19 protein-coding genes are annotated in these 21,743 nt (G+C 50.3%); 2 read left to right on the forward strand and 17 right to left on the reverse strand.

All coding sequences use genetic code 11. From position 1 onward, the window contains the following. Positions 1 to 29: 29 nt before the first annotated feature. From truD to pyrG, 7 genes are all read right to left on the reverse strand, one after another. Complete coding sequence (gene truD, locus ABD836_RS04630; RefSeq protein WP_344932804.1) at positions 30 to 1,052, reverse strand: tRNA pseudouridine(13) synthase TruD; 1,023 nt, start codon at positions 1,050 to 1,052, stop codon at positions 30 to 32. Further along, positions 1,042 to 1,524, reverse strand: coding sequence for a 2-C-methyl-D-erythritol 2,4-cyclodiphosphate synthase (gene ispF / locus ABD836_RS04635; RefSeq protein ID WP_344933574.1), 483 nt, complete (start codon positions 1,522 to 1,524; stop codon positions 1,042 to 1,044). The genes truD and ispF overlap by 11 nt, the downstream gene beginning before the upstream one ends. Before the next feature lies 1 nt (position 1,525). Then, the gene (ispD, locus tag ABD836_RS04640) at positions 1,526 to 2,242 is read right to left on the reverse strand and encodes a 2-C-methyl-D-erythritol 4-phosphate cytidylyltransferase (protein WP_344932806.1); all 717 of its coding nucleotides are present in this window, start codon (positions 2,240 to 2,242) and stop codon (positions 1,526 to 1,528) included. A 43-nt stretch (positions 2,243 to 2,285) separates the two neighbouring features. Beyond that, positions 2,286 to 2,564 carry a cell division protein FtsB gene (gene ftsB / locus ABD836_RS04645; protein WP_344932808.1) on the reverse strand — a complete coding sequence of 93 codons (279 nt, stop codon included), beginning with the start codon at positions 2,562 to 2,564 and terminating at the stop codon, positions 2,286 to 2,288. An 84-nt stretch (positions 2,565 to 2,648) separates the two neighbouring features. Then, the gene (gene eno / locus ABD836_RS04650) at positions 2,649 to 3,932 is read right to left on the reverse strand and encodes a phosphopyruvate hydratase (RefSeq protein ID WP_344932810.1); all 1,284 of its coding nucleotides are present in this window, start codon (positions 3,930 to 3,932) and stop codon (positions 2,649 to 2,651) included. A gap of 40 nt (positions 3,933 to 3,972) precedes the next feature. Further along, positions 3,973 to 4,824, reverse strand: coding sequence for a 3-deoxy-8-phosphooctulonate synthase (gene kdsA, locus ABD836_RS04655; RefSeq protein WP_344932812.1), 852 nt, complete (start codon positions 4,822 to 4,824; stop codon positions 3,973 to 3,975). Positions 4,825 to 4,881: 57 nt separating this feature from the next. Further along, a complete protein-coding gene (gene pyrG, locus ABD836_RS04660; RefSeq protein ID WP_344932814.1) occupies positions 4,882 to 6,507 on the reverse strand; it encodes a CTP synthase in 1,626 nt (541 codons plus the stop codon). A gap of 185 nt (positions 6,508 to 6,692) precedes the next feature. On the opposite strand from pyrG, the gene ABD836_RS04665 reads away from it, so the two are divergent. Continuing rightward, complete coding sequence (locus tag ABD836_RS04665) at positions 6,693 to 7,496, forward strand: inositol monophosphatase family protein (protein WP_344932817.1); 804 nt, start codon at positions 6,693 to 6,695, stop codon at positions 7,494 to 7,496. Positions 7,497 to 7,660: 164 nt separating this feature from the next. On the opposite strand, the gene secF is transcribed toward ABD836_RS04665, so the two are convergent. From secF to purL, 3 genes are all read right to left on the reverse strand, one after another. After that, positions 7,661 to 8,584 (reverse strand): protein translocase subunit SecF, encoded by a 924-nt coding sequence (gene secF / locus ABD836_RS04670; protein ID WP_344932819.1) that lies wholly within the window; start codon positions 8,582 to 8,584, stop codon positions 7,661 to 7,663. Between the two features lie 9 nt (positions 8,585 to 8,593). Continuing rightward, positions 8,594 to 10,468 carry a protein translocase subunit SecD gene (secD, locus tag ABD836_RS04675; RefSeq protein WP_344932822.1) on the reverse strand — a complete coding sequence of 625 codons (1,875 nt, stop codon included), beginning with the start codon at positions 10,466 to 10,468 and terminating at the stop codon, positions 8,594 to 8,596. A 124-nt stretch (positions 10,469 to 10,592) separates the two neighbouring features. Then, the gene (purL, locus tag ABD836_RS04680; RefSeq protein WP_344932825.1) at positions 10,593 to 14,480 is read right to left on the reverse strand and encodes a phosphoribosylformylglycinamidine synthase; all 3,888 of its coding nucleotides are present in this window, start codon (positions 14,478 to 14,480) and stop codon (positions 10,593 to 10,595) included. A gap of 141 nt (positions 14,481 to 14,621) precedes the next feature. On the opposite strand from purL, the gene mltF reads away from it, so the two are divergent. Further along, complete coding sequence (mltF, locus tag ABD836_RS04685; RefSeq protein ID WP_344932827.1) at positions 14,622 to 16,073, forward strand: membrane-bound lytic murein transglycosylase MltF; 1,452 nt, start codon at positions 14,622 to 14,624, stop codon at positions 16,071 to 16,073. A 38-nt stretch (positions 16,074 to 16,111) separates the two neighbouring features. On the opposite strand, the gene ABD836_RS04690 is transcribed toward mltF, so the two are convergent. The 7 genes from ABD836_RS04690 to ffh form a co-directional block, all read right to left on the reverse strand. Beyond that, positions 16,112 to 16,882, reverse strand: coding sequence for a DsbC family protein (locus ABD836_RS04690; RefSeq protein WP_344932829.1), 771 nt, complete (start codon positions 16,880 to 16,882; stop codon positions 16,112 to 16,114). A gap of 97 nt (positions 16,883 to 16,979) precedes the next feature. Continuing rightward, complete coding sequence (xerD, locus tag ABD836_RS04695) at positions 16,980 to 17,885, reverse strand: site-specific tyrosine recombinase XerD (protein WP_344932831.1); 906 nt, start codon at positions 17,883 to 17,885, stop codon at positions 16,980 to 16,982. Between the two features lie 105 nt (positions 17,886 to 17,990). Beyond that, positions 17,991 to 18,353 carry a 50S ribosomal protein L19 gene (rplS, locus tag ABD836_RS04700; protein WP_344932833.1) on the reverse strand — a complete coding sequence of 121 codons (363 nt, stop codon included), beginning with the start codon at positions 18,351 to 18,353 and terminating at the stop codon, positions 17,991 to 17,993. A 48-nt stretch (positions 18,354 to 18,401) separates the two neighbouring features. Then, positions 18,402 to 19,142 carry a tRNA (guanosine(37)-N1)-methyltransferase TrmD gene (gene trmD / locus ABD836_RS04705; protein ID WP_425583008.1) on the reverse strand — a complete coding sequence of 247 codons (741 nt, stop codon included), beginning with the start codon at positions 19,140 to 19,142 and terminating at the stop codon, positions 18,402 to 18,404. A 55-nt stretch (positions 19,143 to 19,197) separates the two neighbouring features. Further along, complete coding sequence (rimM, locus tag ABD836_RS04710; RefSeq protein WP_344932835.1) at positions 19,198 to 19,743, reverse strand: ribosome maturation factor RimM; 546 nt, start codon at positions 19,741 to 19,743, stop codon at positions 19,198 to 19,200. Continuing rightward, the gene (gene rpsP / locus ABD836_RS04715; RefSeq protein ID WP_301026731.1) at positions 19,744 to 19,992 is read right to left on the reverse strand and encodes a 30S ribosomal protein S16; all 249 of its coding nucleotides are present in this window, start codon (positions 19,990 to 19,992) and stop codon (positions 19,744 to 19,746) included. A gap of 314 nt (positions 19,993 to 20,306) precedes the next feature. Next, the gene (gene ffh / locus ABD836_RS04720) at positions 20,307 to 21,680 is read right to left on the reverse strand and encodes a signal recognition particle protein (RefSeq protein WP_344932839.1); all 1,374 of its coding nucleotides are present in this window, start codon (positions 21,678 to 21,680) and stop codon (positions 20,307 to 20,309) included. Positions 21,681 to 21,743 lie beyond the last annotated feature (63 nt).

The following is a 21,743-nucleotide window of genomic DNA, read 5'->3' on the forward strand; positions in this document are numbered from 1 at the left end:
CGCTAATAAACAACGGCTCTCATGCCGCCCTAACTCGCCAGTGGGTAGCTGATTAATTCTCGCACAAGCGCTGTGGCGAAACAGCCCCTAGGCAAGGAAAAGCTCAGCTCCAGCGACTTATTACCCGTAAACTGCCACTGAAAATCCTGAGGAATCAAACGCAACGCCCGCCGCTCCATACTTAAGCCGTGCTTAAGCAAGCCCTCACATAATTCAGGAAACTCCATATACACCGCTTGCTCTGCAGACGCCGCAGCGCCACTCACAATTAAGCGTCCCGCTTTACCATACAAGGGTCCAGTCGGCTGAATGTCGCCACTGGATAAACGGGTGAGCGTTTCTTCATTGCGCTCCGCGCTAAAAACGCTCCCACTGTCACGCAGTGTATAGATATCGCCGTCTAACCCAGCGTTCCAACTTCCGTCGAGCACACGGTGCCCCAGCACCTCATTAAACAGAAAAGATCGCGCCGCGGATAAATACATACTGCGCTCAAAGCGGCCAGGTTTTATCTCGCGGGCAAACCACTGGCGACAGGCGGGGATATTGCCACCATCACGGCCGAAACGCTGTTCGCCAAAGTAATTCGGCACACCCTGACGGATATGCGCCAAGCGGCTATTTAAATCATCCACATCGCCGTCGAGAGACTGCAGGCGAATAGTAAAATGATTGTAGCGGTGACTACCCAAGCGCAATTTTTGGCGATGCCGGCCCTTGCGCAATATTTTCCAAGACTCCGATTCAGGGATGACCCATTCAGGAAAGTGCTTGCCGGGCAAGTGCACGCAAAACCACTGCCGGGTAATGGCATGACGATCTTTTTGGCCGGAGTAACTTACCGCCTTCGGCTGCACGCCCGCCAAGCGAGCCAATTGTCGAGCCACGTACTCAGTGTTATCGCCGCATTTTTCAATCCACAGCCAATCAAACTCCCCGTCGTCACTAAATTCGACAGGAAAAACCTCTTCCACGACAAAATCTGCAGGCTGCGCTTTTAACACCCCACTAACCCGCGGGGCGCCCAAGGCGCGCGGCCAATCAGTTAACATCGTTATGCTCCAGCAATACCACCGCGTCCACTGCGATACCCTCACTGCGGCCGACAAAACCGAGTTTTTCCGTGGTAGTCGCTTTCACACTAATCTGGTTTACATCAACAGCGATGAGCTTCGCGATCGATTCACGCATCAAAAGAATATAATCGGCGAGGCGAGGAGTCTGCGCGGCGATTGTGATGTCTGCATTCGCCAGTTGATAGCCCGCAACGCGAATCAACTGATAGCAATGCGCAAGTAATTTGCCACTGTCAGCCCCTTTATAGCGAGGGTCTGTATCGGGAAAATGCTTACCAATATCGCCCAGTGCCAGCGCACCTAACAAGGCATCGCATAGCGCATGTAGCGCAACATCGCCATCAGAATGCGCTATTAAACAGTACGAGCAAGGTATCCAAACACCACAAAGGTGTATCCCCTCGCCCTCACCAAGGCAGTGAACATCGTAACCGTGGCCAATACGCATTTTAGACATTTACGCCTCCCGCCAAAAAAAACGCTGCCATCGTCAGGTCATCAGGGTAAGTAATCTTAATGTTACGATGACTGCCTTCGACTAATAGCGGTCGCCCGCCAATATACTCCATCGCTGACGCCTCATCAGTTACTGGCAAGCCGCGCTCCCGACAGTGAATTAAGGCATCCCGCAGCGCGCCATAGCGAAATAATTGCGGCGTTAATGCCCGCCAAAGGTCGTTGCGGTCTACAGTAGCCACCGCCTCGCCTTGGCTGCTAGCGCGCTTCACGGTATCGACCACCCGCGCGGCCAAAAGCCCACCCACAGGATGCTCTCGAGCACGGAGAAGTAATGCTTGAATATCTTGATCGCTTAGGCAGGGTCGAGCGGCATCGTGCACGAGTACCCAATCCTGGTCAGCAGCTGCAGACAAGCCAGCAAGAGCCAATTCAACAGACTCCGAACGTTCGGCGCCGCCGACAATTTGCATTACTTTGGCGTTATTCGCACACGGAAGGCCGCTAAAAATTTTGTCATCGACGTGTAATGCAACAACCACACCGCTAAGTTCGTCGCAGCGCAACAACGCAGCAATACTGTGTTCAATAACGGTTTTTCCGGCCAGAGACATATATTGTTTGGGAAGTTGAGCGCCGAAACGGCTGCCCAGTCCCGCTGCAGGCACAACTGCCCAAAGCCGCGAAGCAGCTGCCTTTTGCTCAACCATAGTGCCGCTGTCTTGTGAGTATCAAGTTATTATTATATTCCAGCTATTCTTCAACAATGAGATAAAACGTCTCATTGCTTTTAATAAGGCCCATATCGTTGCGGGCGCGTTCTTCTATGCTGTCGAGGTCATTCTTCAAACTGCGCACTTCACCGTAAAGTCGCTCATTGCGCAGGTTCAAATTCTCATTAACCTTTTTCTGCTGGACGATATCACGCCGTAGGCTGGTAATTTGCTCCCAGCTTCCCGTGCCGGTCCACAATCTAAATTGCAGACCAACCAAGATGACCAGCAGTAATAAAAGCAATCGCCGGCGCGTCATGGTGCTGCCTTCTCACTTATACCCATACCAATCCATATGTCCACGGCGTCAAATCGAAGGGCAACTTACGCTGCCCCGCGTAGATCAAGCACGAAATTCGTCGCGACCACGGTAAACCGCGCCCAATTCAGCTTCTATGCGCAACAAGCGATTGTATTTCGCGACACGGTCGGAACGACATAGCGAACCGGTTTTAATTTGACCGGCAGAAGTCGCCACGGCCAAATCGGCAATAGTGGTATCTTCAGTTTCACCTGAACGATGTGAAATAACGGCAGTATAGCCAGCGTCTTTAGCCATTTTAATCGCGTCTAAAGTTTCGCTCAGCGACCCAATCTGATTGAATTTAATCAGAATAGAGTTAGCAATCTTATTGTCGATACCACGCTTCAATATTTTAGTGTTGGTTACAAATAAATCGTCACCAACCAACTGAACACGATCGCCAACTTTACGTGTTAATGTCGCCCAACCATCCCAATCACTTTCGTCCATGCCATCTTCAATGGAGATAATCGGGTATTTCTGGCTCAGCTCGTCTAAGTAGCTCGCGAAGCCTTCGGCATCGAATTCTTTACCTTCGCCGCTCAATACATACTTGCCGTTTTTGTAAAACTCAGAAGACGCGCAATCCAGTGCCAAGGTAATATCTTTACCCAGTTCGTAACCGGCATTGGCAACAGCTTCAGCGATCGCCTCTAGAGCCGCTTCATTCGACGGTAGATTCGGAGCAAAACCGCCCTCGTCACCAACTGAAGTGCTTAAACCACGAGCGACTAGCACTTTTTTCAGAGAGTGGAAAATCTCTGCACCCTGACGCAGGGCTTCAGCAAAAGTTGGCGCACCAACAGGCTGAATCATGAATTCTTGAATATCGACATTATTGTCAGCGTGCTCGCCACCATTGATGATATTCATCATTGGTACCGGCATAGAGTACTGACCTTCCGTGCCATTTATTTGCGCAATTCGCTGATATAATGGAATGCCCTTCTCAATTGCCACTGCTTTGGCCGCAGCCAGCGATACTGCCAAAATAGCATTAGCGCCTAGGTTGGATTTAGTTTCAGTGCCGTCAGCGGCGATCATCGCATTGTCTATCGCGCGTTGGTCTTCAGCGTCCATACCTAATAGTAAATCGCGAATCGTGGTATTAATATTCGCAACAGCTTTCAAGACGCCCTTACCTAAATAACGGTTTGCGTCGCCATCACGTAATTCGAGGGCTTCACGAGATCCGGTCGATGCGCCAGAGGGCGCACAAGCGCTGCCGACTGCGCCTGATGCCAGTACTACATCCGCTTCAACGGTAGGGTTACCGCGAGAATCTAGGATTTCATACGCCTTAATGTCGACAATCTCTGTCATCTGAGTCTTCTCCATGTCAGTGTTGCTATAGTGAATAGATCTATTGAATATCGAGTACAGGCAGGGACTTCACAACGTCATCCACTGCCTTCATGTGTTCTAAAAAGCCCTTGAGAGCCGATAATGGCAAGGCACTCGGGCCATCGCATTTAGCTTGATCGGGGTTAGGATGTGCTTCAAGGAATAGTCCAGCGATCCCAAGTGCCATGCCTGAGCGCCCGAGCTCAGCAACTTGATTGCGACGTCCGCCAGATGCCGCGCCCATCGGATCACGACATTGCAGCGCGTGGGTGACATCAAAAATCAGCGGCGCACCGCCACTGACATCCCGCATAATTTTAAACCCAAGCATATCTACGACAAGATTGTCGTAGCCAAAGTTACTGCCACGCTCGCACAATATAATTTTATCGTTACCGCATTCCGCAAATTTTTCGACTATGTTTTTCATTTGCCCAGGGCTTAAAAACTGCGGCTTTTTAATATTAATAACCGCATCGGTTGCCGCCATTGCCGCGACCAAGTCTGTTTGTCTGGCCAAAAATGCCGGCAACTGAATAACATCACAGACTTCTGCCACTGGACCTGCCTGATGAATTTCATGAACATCAGTAATTACAGGAATATTAAATGTCTGCTTAATTTCCTGGAAAATCCGCAGCCCCTCTTCCATACCCGGACCGCGGTAGGAGTGAACAGAGGATCGATTGGCCTTATCGAACGACGCTTTAAAAACGTAGGGAATGCCCAGTTCAGCACAGACAGTCACGTATTTTTCAGCAACTGCCATGGCCATATCGCGAGATTCGAGAACATTCATGCCGCCGAATAGTACAAAGGGCTTATCGTTCGCGACATCAATGCCAGCGACGTTCACTACTTTATCTTTCATTTACGTTTCCCTAAATCCTAAGTCTGTCTAAGCCACACTGCAGCAGCGCAGTAGCTACTAAGCTTTACTGTGGGCATACGCCGCGTTAACAAAACCACTAAACAAAGGATGACCGTCGCGCGGTGTAGAAGTAAATTCGGGGTGGAATTGACAAGCGATAAACCAAGGGTGATCAGGTATCTCGACGACCTCTACTAAGCTCTTGTCGGCTGACCAGCCACCCACTTTCAGGCCATGCGCCTGCATGTTCTCCACGTATTTATTGTTTACTTCATAGCGATGACGGTGACGCTCAGTAATCAGCTCGCTACCGTAAACAGCATTTACCGCAGAACCTTCAACAAGGTGGCACTGTTGCGCGCCTAAACGCATGCTGCCGCCGAGGTCGGTATCTTCATTGCGCTGTTCAACGCCGCCTTCTGCCGTTACCCACTCAGTGATTAGACCAATTACGGGATCGCTGCATTTCTCATCGAATTCGGTGCTATTGGCGCCGCTAATACCCAGCACATTGCGGGCAAACTCAATAACGGCAACCTGCATACCTAGGCAGATGCCAAGGTAAGGAATTTTGTTTTCTCTTGCGTACTGTACGGTGAGAATTTTACCTTCCACCCCACGGTTACCGAAGCCACCAGGAACCAGAATACCGTCAACGCCATCGAGTACACCTAAGCCATCTTTCTCGATCGTTTCTGAATCTATATAGCGCACAGCAACCTTGGTGCGACTGTGAATGCCTGCATGTTTCAGCGCTTCGTTGAGCGACTTATAGGCATCAAGAAGCTCCATGTACTTACCAACCATGGCGATTGTCACGGTCTGGTCTTGATGCAAGTCGCCCTCAATAACGGTATCCCACTCTGTTAGGTCCGCTGGCGGGCAATCCAAACCAAAGCGTTCAACAACAAGCTCGTCTAGGCCTTCGGCCGCCAATAATGAGGGAATCCGGTAAATGGAATCAACATCGCGCAATGGAATAACCGCTCGGGATTCGACATTGGTAAACAAAGCGATTTTATGGCGGCTGCTTTGGTCTATCTCATGATCTGAGCGACAAAGCAGAATATCTGGCTGTAATCCGATAGAGCGCAGCTCTTTCACCGAGTGCTGAGTCGGCTTAGTCTTGGTTTCGCCAGCAGTCGCGATATACGGTACTAAAGTAAGGTGCATAAGCATTGACCGCTTGGCACCCAATTCAACCTTTAACTGCCGCGCAGCTTCAAAGAACGGCAGACCTTCAATGTCACCAACCGTGCCACCAATTTCGACAATCGCGATATCAGCATCACCAGCGCCGGCTAATACCCGGCGCTTAATTTCATCAGTAATATGGGGAATAACCTGGACCGTACCGCCGAGGTAGTCACCCCGACGCTCTTTGCGCAAAACTGTCTCATACACGCGCCCAGCGGTAAAATTATTACCTTTGGCCATTTTGGCGCGTACAAACCGCTCGTAATGACCTAGATCGAGGTCAGTTTCAGCGCCGTCTTCGGTAACAAATACCTCGCCATGCTGAAATGGACTCATGGTACCCGGATCCACATTAATATAGGGATCCAGTTTCAACATGGTCACTTTGAGGCCACGGGCCTCTAGAATAGCGCCCAGCGAAGCTGAAGCGATGCCTTTACCGAGAGACGAAACAACACCGCCGGTGACGAATATAAAACGCGCCATGTCATGCCTTTTTGATAGTGCGATAAGATATAGGGCTGGAAAAAGCGGTGCTTCTTTGCCCCTTGAGATGGGACGTCAGTCTAACAGGAAGGACATAACGAAACAATGAAATTAGGCCTCCGTAGGGCGCCGACTCTCTGTTATAATGCGCCTCCAATTGCTTGCACATTCAAGGCCTTAGTACTATGCAACCCATGCTGAATATCGCATTGCGCGCCGCCCGCAAGGCGGGAGACCTCATATCACGCGCCTCAGAACAACTCGATCGAGTCCAAATTGAGTCCAAGGGCGAAAACGATTTTGTCACCGAAATCGACCGCAAGGCTGAGCAGGAAATAATTTACCACCTGCAAAAAGCCTATCCCGAACACGGGTTTCTGGGCGAAGAGTCCGGCACCTCTGGCAATCCCGACAGCGATTACCAGTGGATTATCGACCCCATCGACGGCACGACCAACTTTGTGCGCGGTATCCCCCACTTCGCGATCTCTATTGCCTGTGTATTCCAAGGTCAAATTGAACACGCAGTGATTCTTGACCCTATTCGACGCGAAGAATTCACCGCTAGCCGTGGTCGTGGCGCCCAATTAAATGGCCGTCGCGTTCGGGTTACCATGAACCCAAGCTTGGAAGGCGCCCTGATCGGTACCGGCATTCCCTTCAAAGCCCACAACGCTCAGCATTTACCCGCTTATATGGCCAGCCTTGAAGGCGTAGCCGCTGAAACTGCGGGCATTCGCCGCGCCGGTGCAGCCTCCCTCGATCTTGCCTACGTCGCAGCCGGACGCCTCGACGGCTTCTGGGAAATCGGTTTAAGTAAATGGGATATTGCTGCAGGTATTCTGCTTGTACGCGAAGCCGGCGGCTTAGTCAGTGATTTTAGTGGCGGTGGTAATTACTTTGAAAGTGGCAATATTGTCGCTGCCAACCCTAAGTGCTTAAAAGGCTTGCTGCAGGCAGTGCGCCCGCATTTAGAGAAATTGCGATAGGGATTAGTCGGACGTCTGGACTCGGGTGTCTGACGTAAGATCAAAAGCATAGACACGATGTGTCTGTTGTAAAAAAAGCGCATCAAATGCGCTTTTTTTACGTCTGACCCCAGACGCCCGACTGCCTTCTCTTCCGACGTCAGACCCCAGACGTCGGGCTCAACTTAAGGCAAATCATCTACCTCTGCCCCTTCCTTCTCCTGCACAATCAAATCATCCTGACTGATATTCATACTTACCAACATACTCGCCACAATGTAAATTGACGAATAGGTGCCCACGCCTATACCGACGAGTAATGCGAGAGCGAAGCTGTGTATCATTTCGCCGCCAACTACCGCCAAGGCGATCAATACCAATAATGTTGTACCCGAAGTCACCAACGTACGATCGAGGGTTTCAGTAAGCGAGATGTTAATAACTTCAACGGCATCATGCTTGCGTAATTTACGCAGGTTTTCACGAATCCGGTCAGCAACAACGATAGAGTCATTCAAGGAGTAACCGATAACCGCAAGAACGGCCGCCAATACTGTGAGATCGAAATCCCAGCCGACCAACGCAAACACACCTAAGGTTATGATGACATCATGACCCAAAGCCGCTACCGCACCCAGTGAAAACTTAATTTGGAAGCGCATCGCAACATAGATCAGCACCACGACCAACGCCAACAATACGGCTAAGCCGCCCTGCTCCCGAAGCTCCTCACCCACTTGCGGGCCCACAAATTCAATGCGGCGCAAATCTATTTCACCGCTAGTTCCGGCTTTCAGCACTTTCAAAACCGCTTCGCCCAAGGTCGGACTCATACCTTGAGGAAGGCGTACTAACACATCCGTATCGGAGCCAAAATTCACCACCACCGCATTATCGTAGCCAGCAACTTTAAGCTGATCCCGCACTTTGGGTAAGGCGACGGGCTCTTCGTAAATCACCTCGATTAAGGTGCCGCCGGTAAAATCCAAGCCAAAATTCAGCCCTTTAAAGGCAAGTAAACCAACAGAAACCAAAACAAGGCCGATAGAAAGCATGGAGGCAAGCTTTCGCAAGCCCATAAAATCAATAATTTTCGTGTTCTCAGACATATGTTTCCCCTAGATCGCCAGCTTAGTGACGCGACGACCGCCGTAAAGCATATTCACAATAGCTCGTGTACCCATGATCGCAGTAAACATGGAGGTAATGATCCCCAGCGACAAGGTCACCGCGAAGCCACGCACTGGACCAGTACCGACCGCATATAAAATCACCGCCACCAACAAAGTGGTTATATTCGAGTCCATGATAGTGACGAAAGCGCGACCATAGCCCGCCTCAATCGCATGCTGCACCGACATACCCGCCTTTATCTCCTCTCTAATTCGGGAGAAAATCAGCACATTGGCATCAACAGCCATACCGACGGTTAAAACGATACCCGCAATACCGGGTAAGGTGAGCGTTGCACCGAGCATGGACATGCAAGCGGTAAGCAACACAATATTAAAGCCCAGCGCGGCGACGGCGATAATGCCAAATACCCGGTAGTAAACCACCATAAATACGGCGACCATCCCTAGGCCAATTTTCACTGCATTAAAACCTTGGGCAATATTTTCTGCACCCAAGGAGGGCCCAACCGTGCGCTCTTCAACAAAGTCGATCGGCGCCGCCAATGCGCCTGCGCGCAACAGCAAAGACAATTCTGCGGCCTCACCTGGCGCATCTAAACCGGTAATCCGGAATTGCACACCCAAGGCATCTTTGATGGTAGCTAGACTAATAATTTTCTTTTCATCATAAGGCACCTTGACGATCTGCTCCGTTCCGTCAGCCCCCATTTCATAGTGAGTCCGACTCTTCCGTTCAATAAACAAAACGCCTAAACGACGATTGATGTTGTGGCGAGTCATTCTATGCATCAATGTACCGCCCTCGCTATCAAGGGTAATACTCACCTGAGGCATACCATTTTGGTCAAAACTGGCTTGGGCATTCGCCACTCGCTCACCAGTAATAACAACATCACGCTCTAACCACGCGCTCGGTTCACCCTGCCCCGGATTACGAAATTCAAACTGCTCCCGGTCTGAGCTTGGCGCGTCGTAACGGGCTTCTAATCTGAAATCAAGATTCGCGGTTTTACCCAAAATACGCTTGGCTTCCGCAGTATCTTGGATACCAGGCAATTCAACCACAATGCGATTGCGCCCTTGGCGCTGCACCAACGGCTCAGACACACCGAGTTCATTCACGCGATTGCGCAGGGTCGTTAAGTTTTGGCCTACCGCGTAATCTTCAATTTCCTTACGCTTGGCTTCACTAATTAAGGCACTAACGTAAAACGCACTGTCACCCGCTGGTGAATCCACGCGCTGCCCCGTCAGCTCAGTAAATTCTTTTCGAATAATACTCAATGCGGAATCTCGCAATTCCTCAGAGGTAAATTTACCGGTAATTACACCATCATCGCCCAAGCTAACAAAACCACGCACGCCCTCTTCACGCAGCTTCTTCTTTATGCCCGAGTTGTAATGTTCAAGACGAGTAGCAATCGCAGAATCAGTATCGACTTCTAGCAAGAAATGCACGCCACCACTCAGGTCTAAACCAAGCTTCATGGCCTGCGCACCGAGGTTACTCAACCATTCAGGCGTATTTGACGCCAAATTCAGCGCAACAATAAAGCCATCACCCAAACTCCGCTGCACCACGCGCTGGGCGCGAAGCTGAACTTCTGTGTCATACAAACGGATCAATCCACTTTTGCCTGACTCATTGGCCTTTTCGCCAAAATGCTCGATACCACTGGCACTCAAGGCAGCTGACAAACGCTCCATCTGCGCCTGATCTATAACAACACCACTACTTTCCCCAGAAATCTGCAGTGCAGGATCTGCCCTATAAAGATTGGGGATCGCATAAAGCAACCCTAAGCCTAGAACCGCCACAATCAGCAGGTTTTTCCAGAGCGGATATTTATTCAACATTGTAATTCCACCAAAACCGCCTGTTACGACGGTGTCCGTTTAACACTGGGCGACACACCCCTAACATCCCAAACCAAAACACCTAGAAAAAAGCCGGTAAAAACCGGCCTTCTTGTCATTCAGCTTAACCAAGCCATACCCGAGCATTACGGAATAAGCGCATCCAGCCGCTGTCTTCCACCGAGTTATCTGCTATCCACGAGTTCTGCACCGTCCGGAAAACCCGCTCAGGGTGCGGCATCAGAATCGTTACCCGACCATCTGCACTGCAAGCCCCGGCAATCCCCGCCGGAGAACCATTCGGATTAGCCGGATATTGCTCGGTCACCGACAGATGATTATCGATATATTGCAGGGCAACTTTACCAGACTGCTGTAAATTACCAAGCTGCTCGGAATTCACAAACTCCGCCCGCCCTTCACCATGAGCAATCGCCACCGGCAAATGCGATCCCGCCATACCCGCCAGTAATATGGAGGGTGATTCTGGAATTTCAAGCTGTGCAACACGCGCCTCGAACTGTTCTGAGCGATTGCGCACAAAACGCGGCCAAAATTCAGCCCCGGGAATCAGCGAATGCAAATTCGACATCATCTGACAGCCGTTACACACACCTAGCGCAAAAGTATCACCGCGCTGAAAATACGCGGCAAATTCATCTCTAGCACGGGCATTAAACAATATTGTTTTTGCCCAACCTTCGCCGGCACCAAGTACATCACCGTAGGAGAACCCACCGCAGGCAGCTAAGCCTTTGAAATCAGCAAGACTAACGCGACCACTGAGAATATCGCTCATATGTACATCAACCGCGCTAAACCCGGCGCGGTCAAACGCTGCTGCCATTTCCATTTGGCCGTTCACACCCTGCTCACGCAAGATTGCAACACGTGGCCGCACACCCGTTTTAATAAATGGCGCAGCAATATCTTGCTGCGCATCAAAACTAAGCCTGCTACTTAAACCTGGATCAGCATCAACAAGAGAATCAAATTCCTGTTGCGCGCATTCCGAATTATCACGTAACGCTTGTATGCGGTAGCTAAGCTCCTGCCATTTACGATGCAGCTCTAAGCGCTGACCACGTATAACCTCGCTGCCAGAAAAGCGAATCTGCACGTCATTGCCGGCTACCGCATTACCGATATTTTGAACAAGATCACTCAGTCCATGCTCAGCAAATATCGCCATTACCTCGTTAAGATCACTCACCTTAACCTGCACTACCGCTCCGGCCTCCTCAGCAAACAGGGCGCCATTAACCGTACCGACGGATCCAAGATCAATATCTAAACCGCAGTGGCCAGCGAAAGCCATTTCCAACAAGGTAATAGCCGTACCGCCATCAGAACGATCGTGGTAAGCAATAATTTTTTCATCTTCTAGTAATTGCTGGATAGCGTTAAAAAACCCAGACAGTAGCTTCGGATCATCTATATCCGGCGCGGTATTGCCAATTTGCTGGTACACCTGTGCTAGACAAGAAGCGCCAAGGCGCTGCTTACCGGCGCCAAGATCAACAAGCAATAATGCGGTATCACCTAGGTCGGTACGCAATTGCGGAGTGACTGTTTTGCGCACATCGTTAACCGGACTAAACGCCGTAATGATTAAGGACATGGGCGCCGTAATTGATTTGTCGGCTTCGGCATCACGCCAAGTAGTGCGCATTGACATCGAATCTTTGCCAACCGGGATAGTGATACCCAGCGCTGGACAAAACTCCATGCCGACTGCCTTCACCGTATCAAATAACACTTCATCTTCACCGCCGTAACCGGCTGCACACATCCAGTTGGCCGAAAGTTTAATGTCTGAAAGTTTTTCAATCCGCGTGGCCGAGATATTGGTAATCGCCTCGGCTACCGCCATGCGCCCGGATGCCGGACCGTTTATTAATGCCAAAGGCGTACGCTCTCCCATGGCCATTGCTTCACCCGCGTAGGAGTCGTAACTCACGGTGGTTACTGCACAATCTGCCACGGGGACCTGCCAAGGGCCGACCATTTGGTCCCGATGCACTTGGCCCGTAATCGAGCGGTCACCAATCGTAATCAAAAAGCTTTTGCTCGCGATTGTCGGTAAGGCAAGCAAGCGATCTAAGGCCTCAGCAACGTTAATCGTTGCAGGATCAAAACTCGGCAAACTCAACTTTTGACGATTAAACTCCCGGCTCATCTTCGGCGGTTTGCCAAACAGAATCGACATTGGCAAATCAACGGGATTATTGTCGAAATGAGTATCACCTAGACGCAAGCGTTTATCGCTCGTTGACTCGCCAACAACCGCATAAGCTGCGCGCTCCCGCGCACAAATTTCTTCAAACACCGGCAGATCTTTTGGTGCAATCGCCATAACGTAACGTTCTTGCGACTCATTACACCAAATTTCCAGCGGCGACATGCCCGGCTCGTCGTTCGGCACTTTACGCAGTTCAAAGTCACCGCCGCAACCACCGTCCTTCACTAATTCAGGGAAGGCGTTCGACAAACCGCCAGCGCCAACATCGTGTATGAAGGCAATCGGATTGCTTTCGCCCATGGCCCAACAGCGGTCAATCACTTCCTGGCAACGACGTTCCATCTCTGGGTTCTGACGCTGCACCGAGGCAAAATCAAGATCTTCGGTCGACGCACCGCTGCTCATTGATGACGCCGCGCCACCGCCCAAGCCGATTAACATCGCTGGGCCGCCCAGCGCGATCAATTTGTAACCGGCTGGGAATTCAGTTTTCAGCACATGCTCTGCTTTAACATTGCCGTAACCGCCCGCAATCATTATTGGCTTGTGGTATCCGCGACGCTCTTCACCATTGGCACCGAGGGCGTTTTCTTCAAAACTGCGGAAGTAACCGCAGAGATTTGGACGACCAAATTCATTGTTAAAGGCCGCACCGCCAATTGGGCCTTCTAACATAATATCCAAGGCCGAAACGATCCGTCCCGGCTTGCCGTAGTCCGCTTCCCAAGGCTGCTCGTAACCAGGAACGCGCAAATTAGATACGCTGAAACCAGAAAGTCCAACCTTAGGCTTAGAGCCACGACCTACTGCACCCTCGTCACGAATCTCGCCACCAGAACCGGTACCCGCACCGGAAAATGGTGAAATCGCCGTTGGATGATTATGGGTTTCCACCTTCATTAGTAAGTGGATATCTTCCTCGTGGTATTTGTATTCCGCGCTGCCTGGCTCCGGGTAAAAACGGCCAGCACGATGCCCTTTCACTACCGCCGCATTGTCTGAGTAGGCACTCAACACGTCTTCGCCGCCGAGCTTGTAGGTGTTTTTAATCATGCCAAACAAAGAGTGGGATTGCGCTTCACCATCAATGGTCCAATCGGCATTGAAGATCTTATGGCGGCAATGTTCCGAGTTCGCCTGCGCGAACATCATTAATTCAACATCGCTAGGATTGCGCCCCAATTGCAGGAAGCTTTCAAGCAGGTAGTCGATCTCATCTTCAGCCAAGGCGAGACCCAACTCACTATTCGCGGCAACTAAAGCGTTGCGCCCGCCACTAAGTACGTCGACTGCCTCTAAAGGTTTGGGCGCCTGGCGACTAAACAAAACTTGCGCTTCGTCTGGGCCGCTCAAAACCGACTCAACCATTCGGTCGTGAATTGCTGCCAGCAAGATTTCGCGCTCTGCATCCTGAAGTGGTGCAGATAGGTCTACGCGATATAAGACACCCCGCTCAACACGACTAATCATATCAAGACCGCAGTTGCGGGCGATATCACTGGCCTTACTAGACCAAGGCGAAATAGTTCCGGGCCGCGGGACCACAAAGAAACTTAGGCCGTCCCCCTCTACAAATGCGGCGCGTGGCCCATACTGTAAGAGTTGGCTTAGTACCGCGGTGCGCTCGCTATCCAGCGCCACGGCGGTATCGACCAAGTGAATATATTGAGCACTAAGTCCGCGCAGGCTGGAAATTTCACCTGACAAACTGGCCACTAATTTAGCTATACGAAAATCTGAAAGCGCCGGAGCACCTGGAATAATGAGCATTCGGGGCGACAACCTTGATCGAATGGATTGAAGCCGGCCATTGTAAAGGAAATACGCGCAAAATTTTATCCCAAATACTCTTTATGGTGTGATCAATCGCTAAGCGATACAATTGCCCCCCAGTTTAACGGAGCAGCACACTTGCTAGATTGCCCCAAACCACGACAATTTCTGCTGCGCGCCCTGCTGTCGATGCTATTTGTCGGCCTTTTCACTCACTGCAGCGAGAGTAGTGACAAGCTCCAACAAATTCGTAAAGACGGTGTATTACGTGTATTAACTCGCAATGGCGCCACCACGTATTACGAAAGCCAAGGCGCACCCGCAGGCTTTGAATACCAATTAGCCCAAGCTTTTGCCGAACACCTAGGCGTCGAGCTAGAAATGATTCCCGTGGTCGGGCTGGACGAAGTATTTGATGGATTGGTGAATGGTAGCGCGGATATTGCCGCAGCCGGTCTCAGCATTACCACCGAACGCCAAGAATCACTTATTTTTGGCCCCAGCTACCTGAGTATCAAACAGTTTTTTATCTACAACCGCGATTTGAACGAGCCGATAAAAACACCAGAAGCCTTAGTCGGCAAACAAATTAGGGTTTTAGGCAACACTGCACACGTCAACTTACTTAATGAGTTAAAAGAGTCTCTTCCGGCGCTAAGCTGGGCTGAAAGCCGAGATTTAGAAACGATTGATCTCCTTGAGCAACTCGCCGACGGTCAAATCGATGCCACTATTATCAATTCAAATGAGTTTTATGCAAACCGCGCGTTTTACCCAAGTTTTCGCATCGGTTTTAGTGCCGGCAAACCTCGCAAGCTGGCTTGGGCGATCCAAGCCACACCCGGCAACGCAGGCCTAACCAAAGCCATTGCCGACTTTTTTAAAATCATAACGGACAACGGTAAACTCGCCCGGCTGATCGAACGCCACTTCACGTTTAATGAACGCCGCACTTTCGTCAACACTCACACTTTCTTACAACTCAAGGATGAGCGCCTCCCTGAAGTAAAAGGCATGATTGAACAAGTGGCGATTGAATACGATCTGGACTGGCGGCTGCTTGCCGCTATTAGCTACCAGGAGTCCCACTGGGATGCTCACGCCCGATCCCCAACCGGGGTTAGAGGCATGATGATGCTCACCCGAGCCACTGCCGAAGAACTGGGTGTGGATGATCGGCTCGATCCAATGCAAAGTCTAAGAGGCGGCGCGCGCTACTACAAAAAAATGCTAAGCCGACTACCCAGCGGGATAGAACCCGCTGACCGCAGCTGGTTCGCCTTGGCAGCATATAATATTGGTTTAGGTCACGTTGAAGATGGGCGCGTTATTACGGAGAAAAATGGCGGCAATCCGAATTTATGGAATGATGTCCGCGAAAACCTGCCCCTACTACGGCAACGAAAATGGTTTAAGCCAACTCGCTACGGCTACGCCAGAGGAGACGAAGCCGTGCGCTATGTTCGCAATATTCGCGACTATTATTCCCTACTCACCTGGGATGAATTAAACCGCTACCGAGTACCACCGCCGCGTATAGCGGCGGACTATCTGCCGGCGGAATTTAACCGCGGTTTCGACGCCATGTAGCGAACGGCCTACGCCGAACGCAACACCCTGCAATCAACTTATCGTTTAACCATAGGAATGAGCTGGGCTGCAGGTTTGTAGCCAGGAATCAAACTACCATTTTCAAGAACTATCGCTGGCGTACCGGTCACGCCCATTGCCGCGCCAAGTTCATATTGCGCCGCGATTGGATTGTCACACTTCTTCGGGGCAACCGTTGACCCAGTTTTCAGGGCATTCATTGCCGCCGTGCGGTCATCAGCGCACCAAGCAGAAACCATTTTATCGAAGGTAGGCGTTCCCAAACCCGCTCTTGGGTAGGCTAAATAGCGCACTTCAATGCCGGCTGCATTTAACTGTGGAACTTCTTGATGCAGTTTCTGGCAATAACCGCAATCGACATCGGTAAACACATAAATAGCCCCCTTAGTTTCGCCCTTGGGACTAAATATGATCATATCTTCGCGCCTTACTTCGCTTAACCATTCTTTACGCTGTGGCGCTAACTTCTTTTCAGCAACACTTTCAATCCCGGCTGCGCTTATTTCAAACATATCGCCGACTATAAAGTATTTACCATTGGCACTGGCATAAACGACCGGACCGTTTTGCATGGTTACCAAATAAAGCCCCGGTAACTCTTCGCTGGGCACTACTTTGCTAATGACGATATCAGGCCGCGTTGCCTTAAAAGACGCTTTGATCGCCGCTTCCGCCGCCTTATCAACCACAACACTGCCAGCCTGTGCAGACACCACTGGTAGCATTAACCCAGCAACTACAACTGCGAGCAAGGTTCGAGCAGTAATGTACTTCCTTAAGATATTCAAATAACTTCTCCAAATAATAATGCAATACTTTCCAGCTAATACCTAGGAAACCTCTTTAGGCAACAAGTTCAGCTATATTAGTTAATCGGTACTTCATTTAACCGCGCGGATGATGCGCACTGTGCAAGGTTTTCATCCGCTCCCTCGCCACATGAGTATAAATCTGCGTTGTACTCAAATCACTGTGACCTAGCAATAATTGCACCACGCGCAAGTCAGCGCCATGATTTATTAAATGCGTTGCAAACGCATGACGCAATGTATGCGGAGAAATCTCGCTACCAAGCCCAGCATTCAAGGCATGATATTTAACCCGATGCCAGAAGGTTTGCCTAGTCATCATTTGCCCGCGCCGACTGGGGAAAACAACGTCTGGCGCACTGCCAACTGCAAGTAAACTCGGGCGACCTGCGCTCATAAAGCGCTGAATCCAAAGGCTAGCCTCCTCCCCAATAGGCACCAGACGCTCCTTATCACCCTTACCAACAACCCTTACCAGCCCCTGAGACAAGCTGAGCTGAACAAACTTTAAGCCAACCAATTCCGTAATTCGTAGGCCAGATGCATAGAGCAATTCCAACATAGCCTTGTCTCGTAATTCTAGGGGATCGTCAATATTAGGCGCTGCCAGCAACGCCTCAACATCCTGCTCACTCAAGGATTTTGGCAGGGGTCGCCCTAATTTCGGCGAATCAATATCTAGGGTTGGATCTACTGCTAGCCGATGTTCTCGGCACTGCAGGCGATAAAAACCGCGCAGACAAGACAGCATTCGCGCCGCACTGCGCGCAGACAATTTTCCGGCCTGCTGGGCACCGAGATAAGATAAGACATCAGACTTAGCAACGGACAACAAGCATAAGCCGCGCGGCTCAAGCCAATCACTAAAGGCTTGCAGATCCTGCCGGTAGGCTGAAATAGTATTTGCACTCAGGCCTTTTTCAAGCCACAAACTGTCAGCATAGGCCTCGATAATGCGCGTATTTTGTCCTGCCGAATCCATGCCTCAGACAACCTCGTATTGACCGCAACAAAATCAGAAGCTCTCTACTATCCTAAAACAAAAAAGGCAGCCAATGGCTGCCTTTTTACATAACAAAAGAAAAAATTAAGCTTTAGCGCCCAACTTCTCTTTGATACGTGCTGCACGACCGCTCAATTCACGCAAGTAGTACAATTTTGCTTGACGTACATCACCACGACGCTTGACTTGTATGCTTTCAATCAGCGGGCTGTAAGTCTGGAAGGTACGCTCTACACCAACACCGTGGGAGATTTTACGTACAGTGAAAGCCGAGTTCAGGGCACGGTTACGGACGCCAATTACAACGCCTTCGAAAGCCTGAAGACGCTCACGAGCACCTTCCTTTACTTTCACTTGGACAACAACGGTGTCACCGGGGCTGAAGTCTGGCAGCTCTTTGGTTGACTGCTCTGCTTCCAGTGCGGCAATAATTTTGTTGGTGCTCATGGCATGCTCCTAAATTCAAAGGTTTGTAGCTTCGCAGCTAGATGTCAATTAATCGTCAAGCTCGCGGATAAATTCCGCCAGCAGTTTATTTTGTTCGTCGCTCAGCTCTACCTGTTCGAGTAAATCCCTGCGCCGCAACCATGTCCGACCCAGTGACTGCTTTAGCCGCCAGCGTCGTATCGCTTCATGATTACCACTTAACAACACCCCTGGCACTGCCATTCCTCGGAAGTGCTCAGGCCGCGTGTAGTGCGGACAATCCAGCAAACCTTCGGCAAAGGAATCTTGCTCTGCCGACAGATGATGCCCCAACACACCAGGTAATAAGCGGCTTAAACCATCAATCATTACCATGGCAGCCAGTTCACCACCGCTTAATACATAATCGCCAATCGACCACTCTTCGTCGATTTCACTGTCAATCAGGCGTTCATCGACACCCTCATAACGCCCCGCTAACAATACTAGCGAAGGCTTTGCCGCCAACTCAGCTAATCCAGCCTGCGTTAACTGCCGCCCCTGAGGTGACAAATAAATCACCGTCGCCCCTGGTGCCACCGACGCCTTTGCGACGGCAATTGCCTGCTGCAGCGGCTCGGTCTTCATCACCATACCAGGACCACCGCCATATGGCCGATCATCCACTGTTTGGTGACGATCAGTGGTGAAATCTCGAGGATTACAACACTGTATGCTCAACAAACCGTTTTGAACTGCTCGCCCAGTAACGCCGTAATCGCGCACTGCGGCAAACATCTCGGGAAACAGGCTAACCACCGATATTTCCACGACACTGTCCCCTATGGCCCAGCCCCGTTTGGCCCAGCACCTTTGCCCTGTTTAACTAGAACTCAGGATCCCAGTCCACCAACATCACCTTGGCATCAAGGTCGATATCCTTTACAAACTGCCCTGGCACATAAGGAATCAATCGCTCCTTATCGTCGATGCTACCCGCGCACTTTCTTACCACAAGCACATCATTGGCACCTGTTTCGAGGAGATGATCCACCTCACCCAATAAACAGCTACCGCCAGCGGGCAACAATGTATTGACCTTAAGGCCAATCAACTGGTGCCAATAATAATCATCACCTTCCAACACAGGTAAGGCGTCATCAGCTACAGCTAGCTCTAAACCGCAATACGCCGCAGCGGTATCGCGATCATCTACGCCAACCAAATGCCCAACGATGCCTTTGCCATGCGGCCGGCATTCATCAAACTCAGCGCGCTGCCACTTCCCAGACTTGCAAAAGTAAACATCACTGTAGCCAAAAAAATTACTTAACGGATCGGTGAAAGAATGTATCTTCACCCATCCTTTTACCCCGTAAACCGCCGTAATCTTAGCGATTATCACCCGGCCTTGCGGGGCAAGCGCTGACATTTAAGCTGCAGCAGGTGCGTCTTTCAGCAACTTTGCAACGCGGTCAGACAATTGCGCGCCTTTAGACACCCAATGTTCAACGCGCGCATTGTCAACACGTAAACGCTCTTCATTACCACGGGCAACCGGGTTGAAGAAGCCAACGCGTTCAATAAAGCGACCGTCGCGTGAAGTGCGGCTGTCAGTAACTGTCAGATGATAAAATGGGCGTTTTTTAGAACCACCACGTGCCAAACGAATAATGACCATTCTTGTTCCATTTCCTAGCATTTGGGCAGGCAAATAACGCCTGCTTATCGAAAAATTCGAAGCATTTACTGGCCGAAGCCATAAAGGCGCGGAATTATAAGGGAATTAAGTGATATATGAAACACTTAGCGCAGTTTTTCTTCTATACAGAGCGGGTCGCAAAACCTCAACACGAAGCAAGCAATGCCAAGCTTCCCACTCATTTAATAAAATTTATTTAAATCAGCATCTTGCATAAACTTCTTAATGCATTATAAATGCACGACGGTGCGTTACGCTGGCCGTACGTAGCGACCAAGAACAGCACTTACACTTTACATTCCAGGAAAACGACCGCCCCCGGGAGGCATCATTCCGCCCATACCACGCATCATATTGGTCATCCCGCCCTTCTGGCCCATCTTTTTCATCATTTTCGCCATCTGCTTGTGCTGCTTGAGCAAACGATTCAAATCCTGAATTTCAGTGCCAGACCCCATGGTGATACGGCGCTTACGAGAACCATTAAGCAAATCAGGGTTACGGCGTTCAGCCGGCGTCATCGAGTTGATAATGACTTCCATCTTGGTGAACATTTTAGTATCAATCTGACTCTGGGCCATTTGCGCCATATTACCCATTCCAGGCAACTTATCGAGCAAACCCTTCATGCCACCCATGTTTTGCATTTGTTGCAACTGGTCACGCAGATCTTCGAGATCGAACTTTTTACCCTTTTTAAGCTTTTTGGCCAGCTTTTCAGCTTTATCCTTATCAAGCTTTGATTCCGCCTCATCGATTAGCGACAGAATATCGCCCATGCCAAGGATCCGTGAGGCAATACGATCTGGGTAGAAAGGATCAAGGGCATCTGTTTTTTCACCAACACCCATAAACTTAATCGGTTTGCCGGTAATATGACGTACCGACAGTGCTGCACCACCGCGACTATCAGCGTCAGCCTTGGTCAAAATTACACCCGTTAGGGGCAATGCCTCACCAAAAGCTTTGGCGGTATTCGCCGCATCTTGACCAGTCATGGCGTCAACCACAAATAAGGTTTCAACCGGTTTGATCGCAGCATGCAAATCTTTGATTTCGGTCATCATATCCGTGTCGATATGAAGGCGACCGGCGGTATCCACAATCAGCACATCGTAAAAGCGTAATTTTGCTTCCGCAATTGCCGCTTGCGCAATCGCAACGGGCTTTTGCTCAATATTACTCGGGAAGAACCCCGCGCCAACGTCCGCAGCAAGGGTTTCCAACTGCTTAATTGCCGCCGGCCGGTAGATATCAGCACTAACCACCAACACTTTCTTTTTATGCTTTTCTTGCAAAAACTTAGCGAGCTTAGCGACCGAGGTGGTTTTACCCGCACCCTGCAGGCCAGCCATCAAAATTACCGCGGGCGGCTGCGTTGCCAAATTTAGGGCTTCATTTTTAAGCCCCATAATCTGCTCCAGCTCTTGCTGGACGATTTTAATGAACATCTGGCCGGGACTCAGGCTTTTACTTACCTCCTGCCCCACAGCGCGACTGCGCACCGCTTCTACAAAATCTTTTACTACCGGCAGAGCGACGTCGGCCTCCAGCAAAGCCATACGCACATCGCGCATGGCCTCACTGATGTTGTCTTCTGTCAAACGCGCCTGACCAGTAACATGACGTAAGGTCTGCGATAAACGTTCCGTTAAACTCTCAAACATGCTTGAACTCTCTTATATCTCTTTAATTCTGCAGAAGGTTTCAGGGAAAACGTGGTTCAAGTC

It is taken from the genome of Zhongshania borealis (assembly GCF_039539625.1).
Lineage (GTDB): Bacteria > Pseudomonadota > Gammaproteobacteria > Pseudomonadales > Spongiibacteraceae > Spongiibacter > Spongiibacter borealis.

What these genes read in the sequence shown, in the direction of transcription:
- truD (WP_344932804.1), bottom strand. Translation starts at nt 1,052, where the DNA reads ATGTTAACTGATTGGCCGCGCGCCTTGGGCGCCCCGCGGGTTAGTGGG.
- ispF (WP_344933574.1), bottom strand. Translation starts at nt 1,524, where the DNA reads ATGCGTATTGGCCACGGTTACGATGTTCACTGCCTTGGTGAGGGCGAG.
- ispD (WP_344932806.1), bottom strand. Translation starts at nt 2,242, where the DNA reads ATGGTTGAGCAAAAGGCAGCTGCTTCGCGGCTTTGGGCAGTTGTGCCT.
- ftsB (WP_344932808.1), bottom strand. Translation starts at nt 2,564, where the DNA reads ATGACGCGCCGGCGATTGCTTTTATTACTGCTGGTCATCTTGGTTGGT.
- eno (WP_344932810.1), bottom strand. Translation starts at nt 3,932, where the DNA reads ATGACAGAGATTGTCGACATTAAGGCGTATGAAATCCTAGATTCTCGC.
- kdsA (WP_344932812.1), bottom strand. Translation starts at nt 4,824, where the DNA reads ATGAAAGATAAAGTAGTGAACGTCGCTGGCATTGATGTCGCGAACGAT.
- pyrG (WP_344932814.1), bottom strand. Translation starts at nt 6,507, where the DNA reads ATGGCGCGTTTTATATTCGTCACCGGCGGTGTTGTTTCGTCTCTCGGT.
- ABD836_RS04665 (WP_344932817.1), top strand. Translation starts at nt 6,693, where the DNA reads ATGCAACCCATGCTGAATATCGCATTGCGCGCCGCCCGCAAGGCGGGA.
- secF (WP_344932819.1), bottom strand. Translation starts at nt 8,584, where the DNA reads ATGTCTGAGAACACGAAAATTATTGATTTTATGGGCTTGCGAAAGCTT.
- secD (WP_344932822.1), bottom strand. Translation starts at nt 10,468, where the DNA reads ATGTTGAATAAATATCCGCTCTGGAAAAACCTGCTGATTGTGGCGGTT.
- purL (WP_344932825.1), bottom strand. Translation starts at nt 14,480, where the DNA reads ATGCTCATTATTCCAGGTGCTCCGGCGCTTTCAGATTTTCGTATAGCT.
- xerD (WP_344932831.1), bottom strand. Translation starts at nt 17,885, where the DNA reads ATGGATTCGGCAGGACAAAATACGCGCATTATCGAGGCCTATGCTGAC.
- rplS (WP_344932833.1), bottom strand. Translation starts at nt 18,353, where the DNA reads ATGAGCACCAACAAAATTATTGCCGCACTGGAAGCAGAGCAGTCAACC.
- rimM (WP_344932835.1), bottom strand. Translation starts at nt 19,743, where the DNA reads ATGTCAGCGCTTGCCCCGCAAGGCCGGGTGATAATCGCTAAGATTACG.
- rpsP (WP_301026731.1), bottom strand. Translation starts at nt 19,992, where the DNA reads ATGGTCATTATTCGTTTGGCACGTGGTGGTTCTAAAAAACGCCCATTT.
- ffh (WP_344932839.1), bottom strand. Translation starts at nt 21,680, where the DNA reads ATGTTTGAGAGTTTAACGGAACGTTTATCGCAGACCTTACGTCATGTT.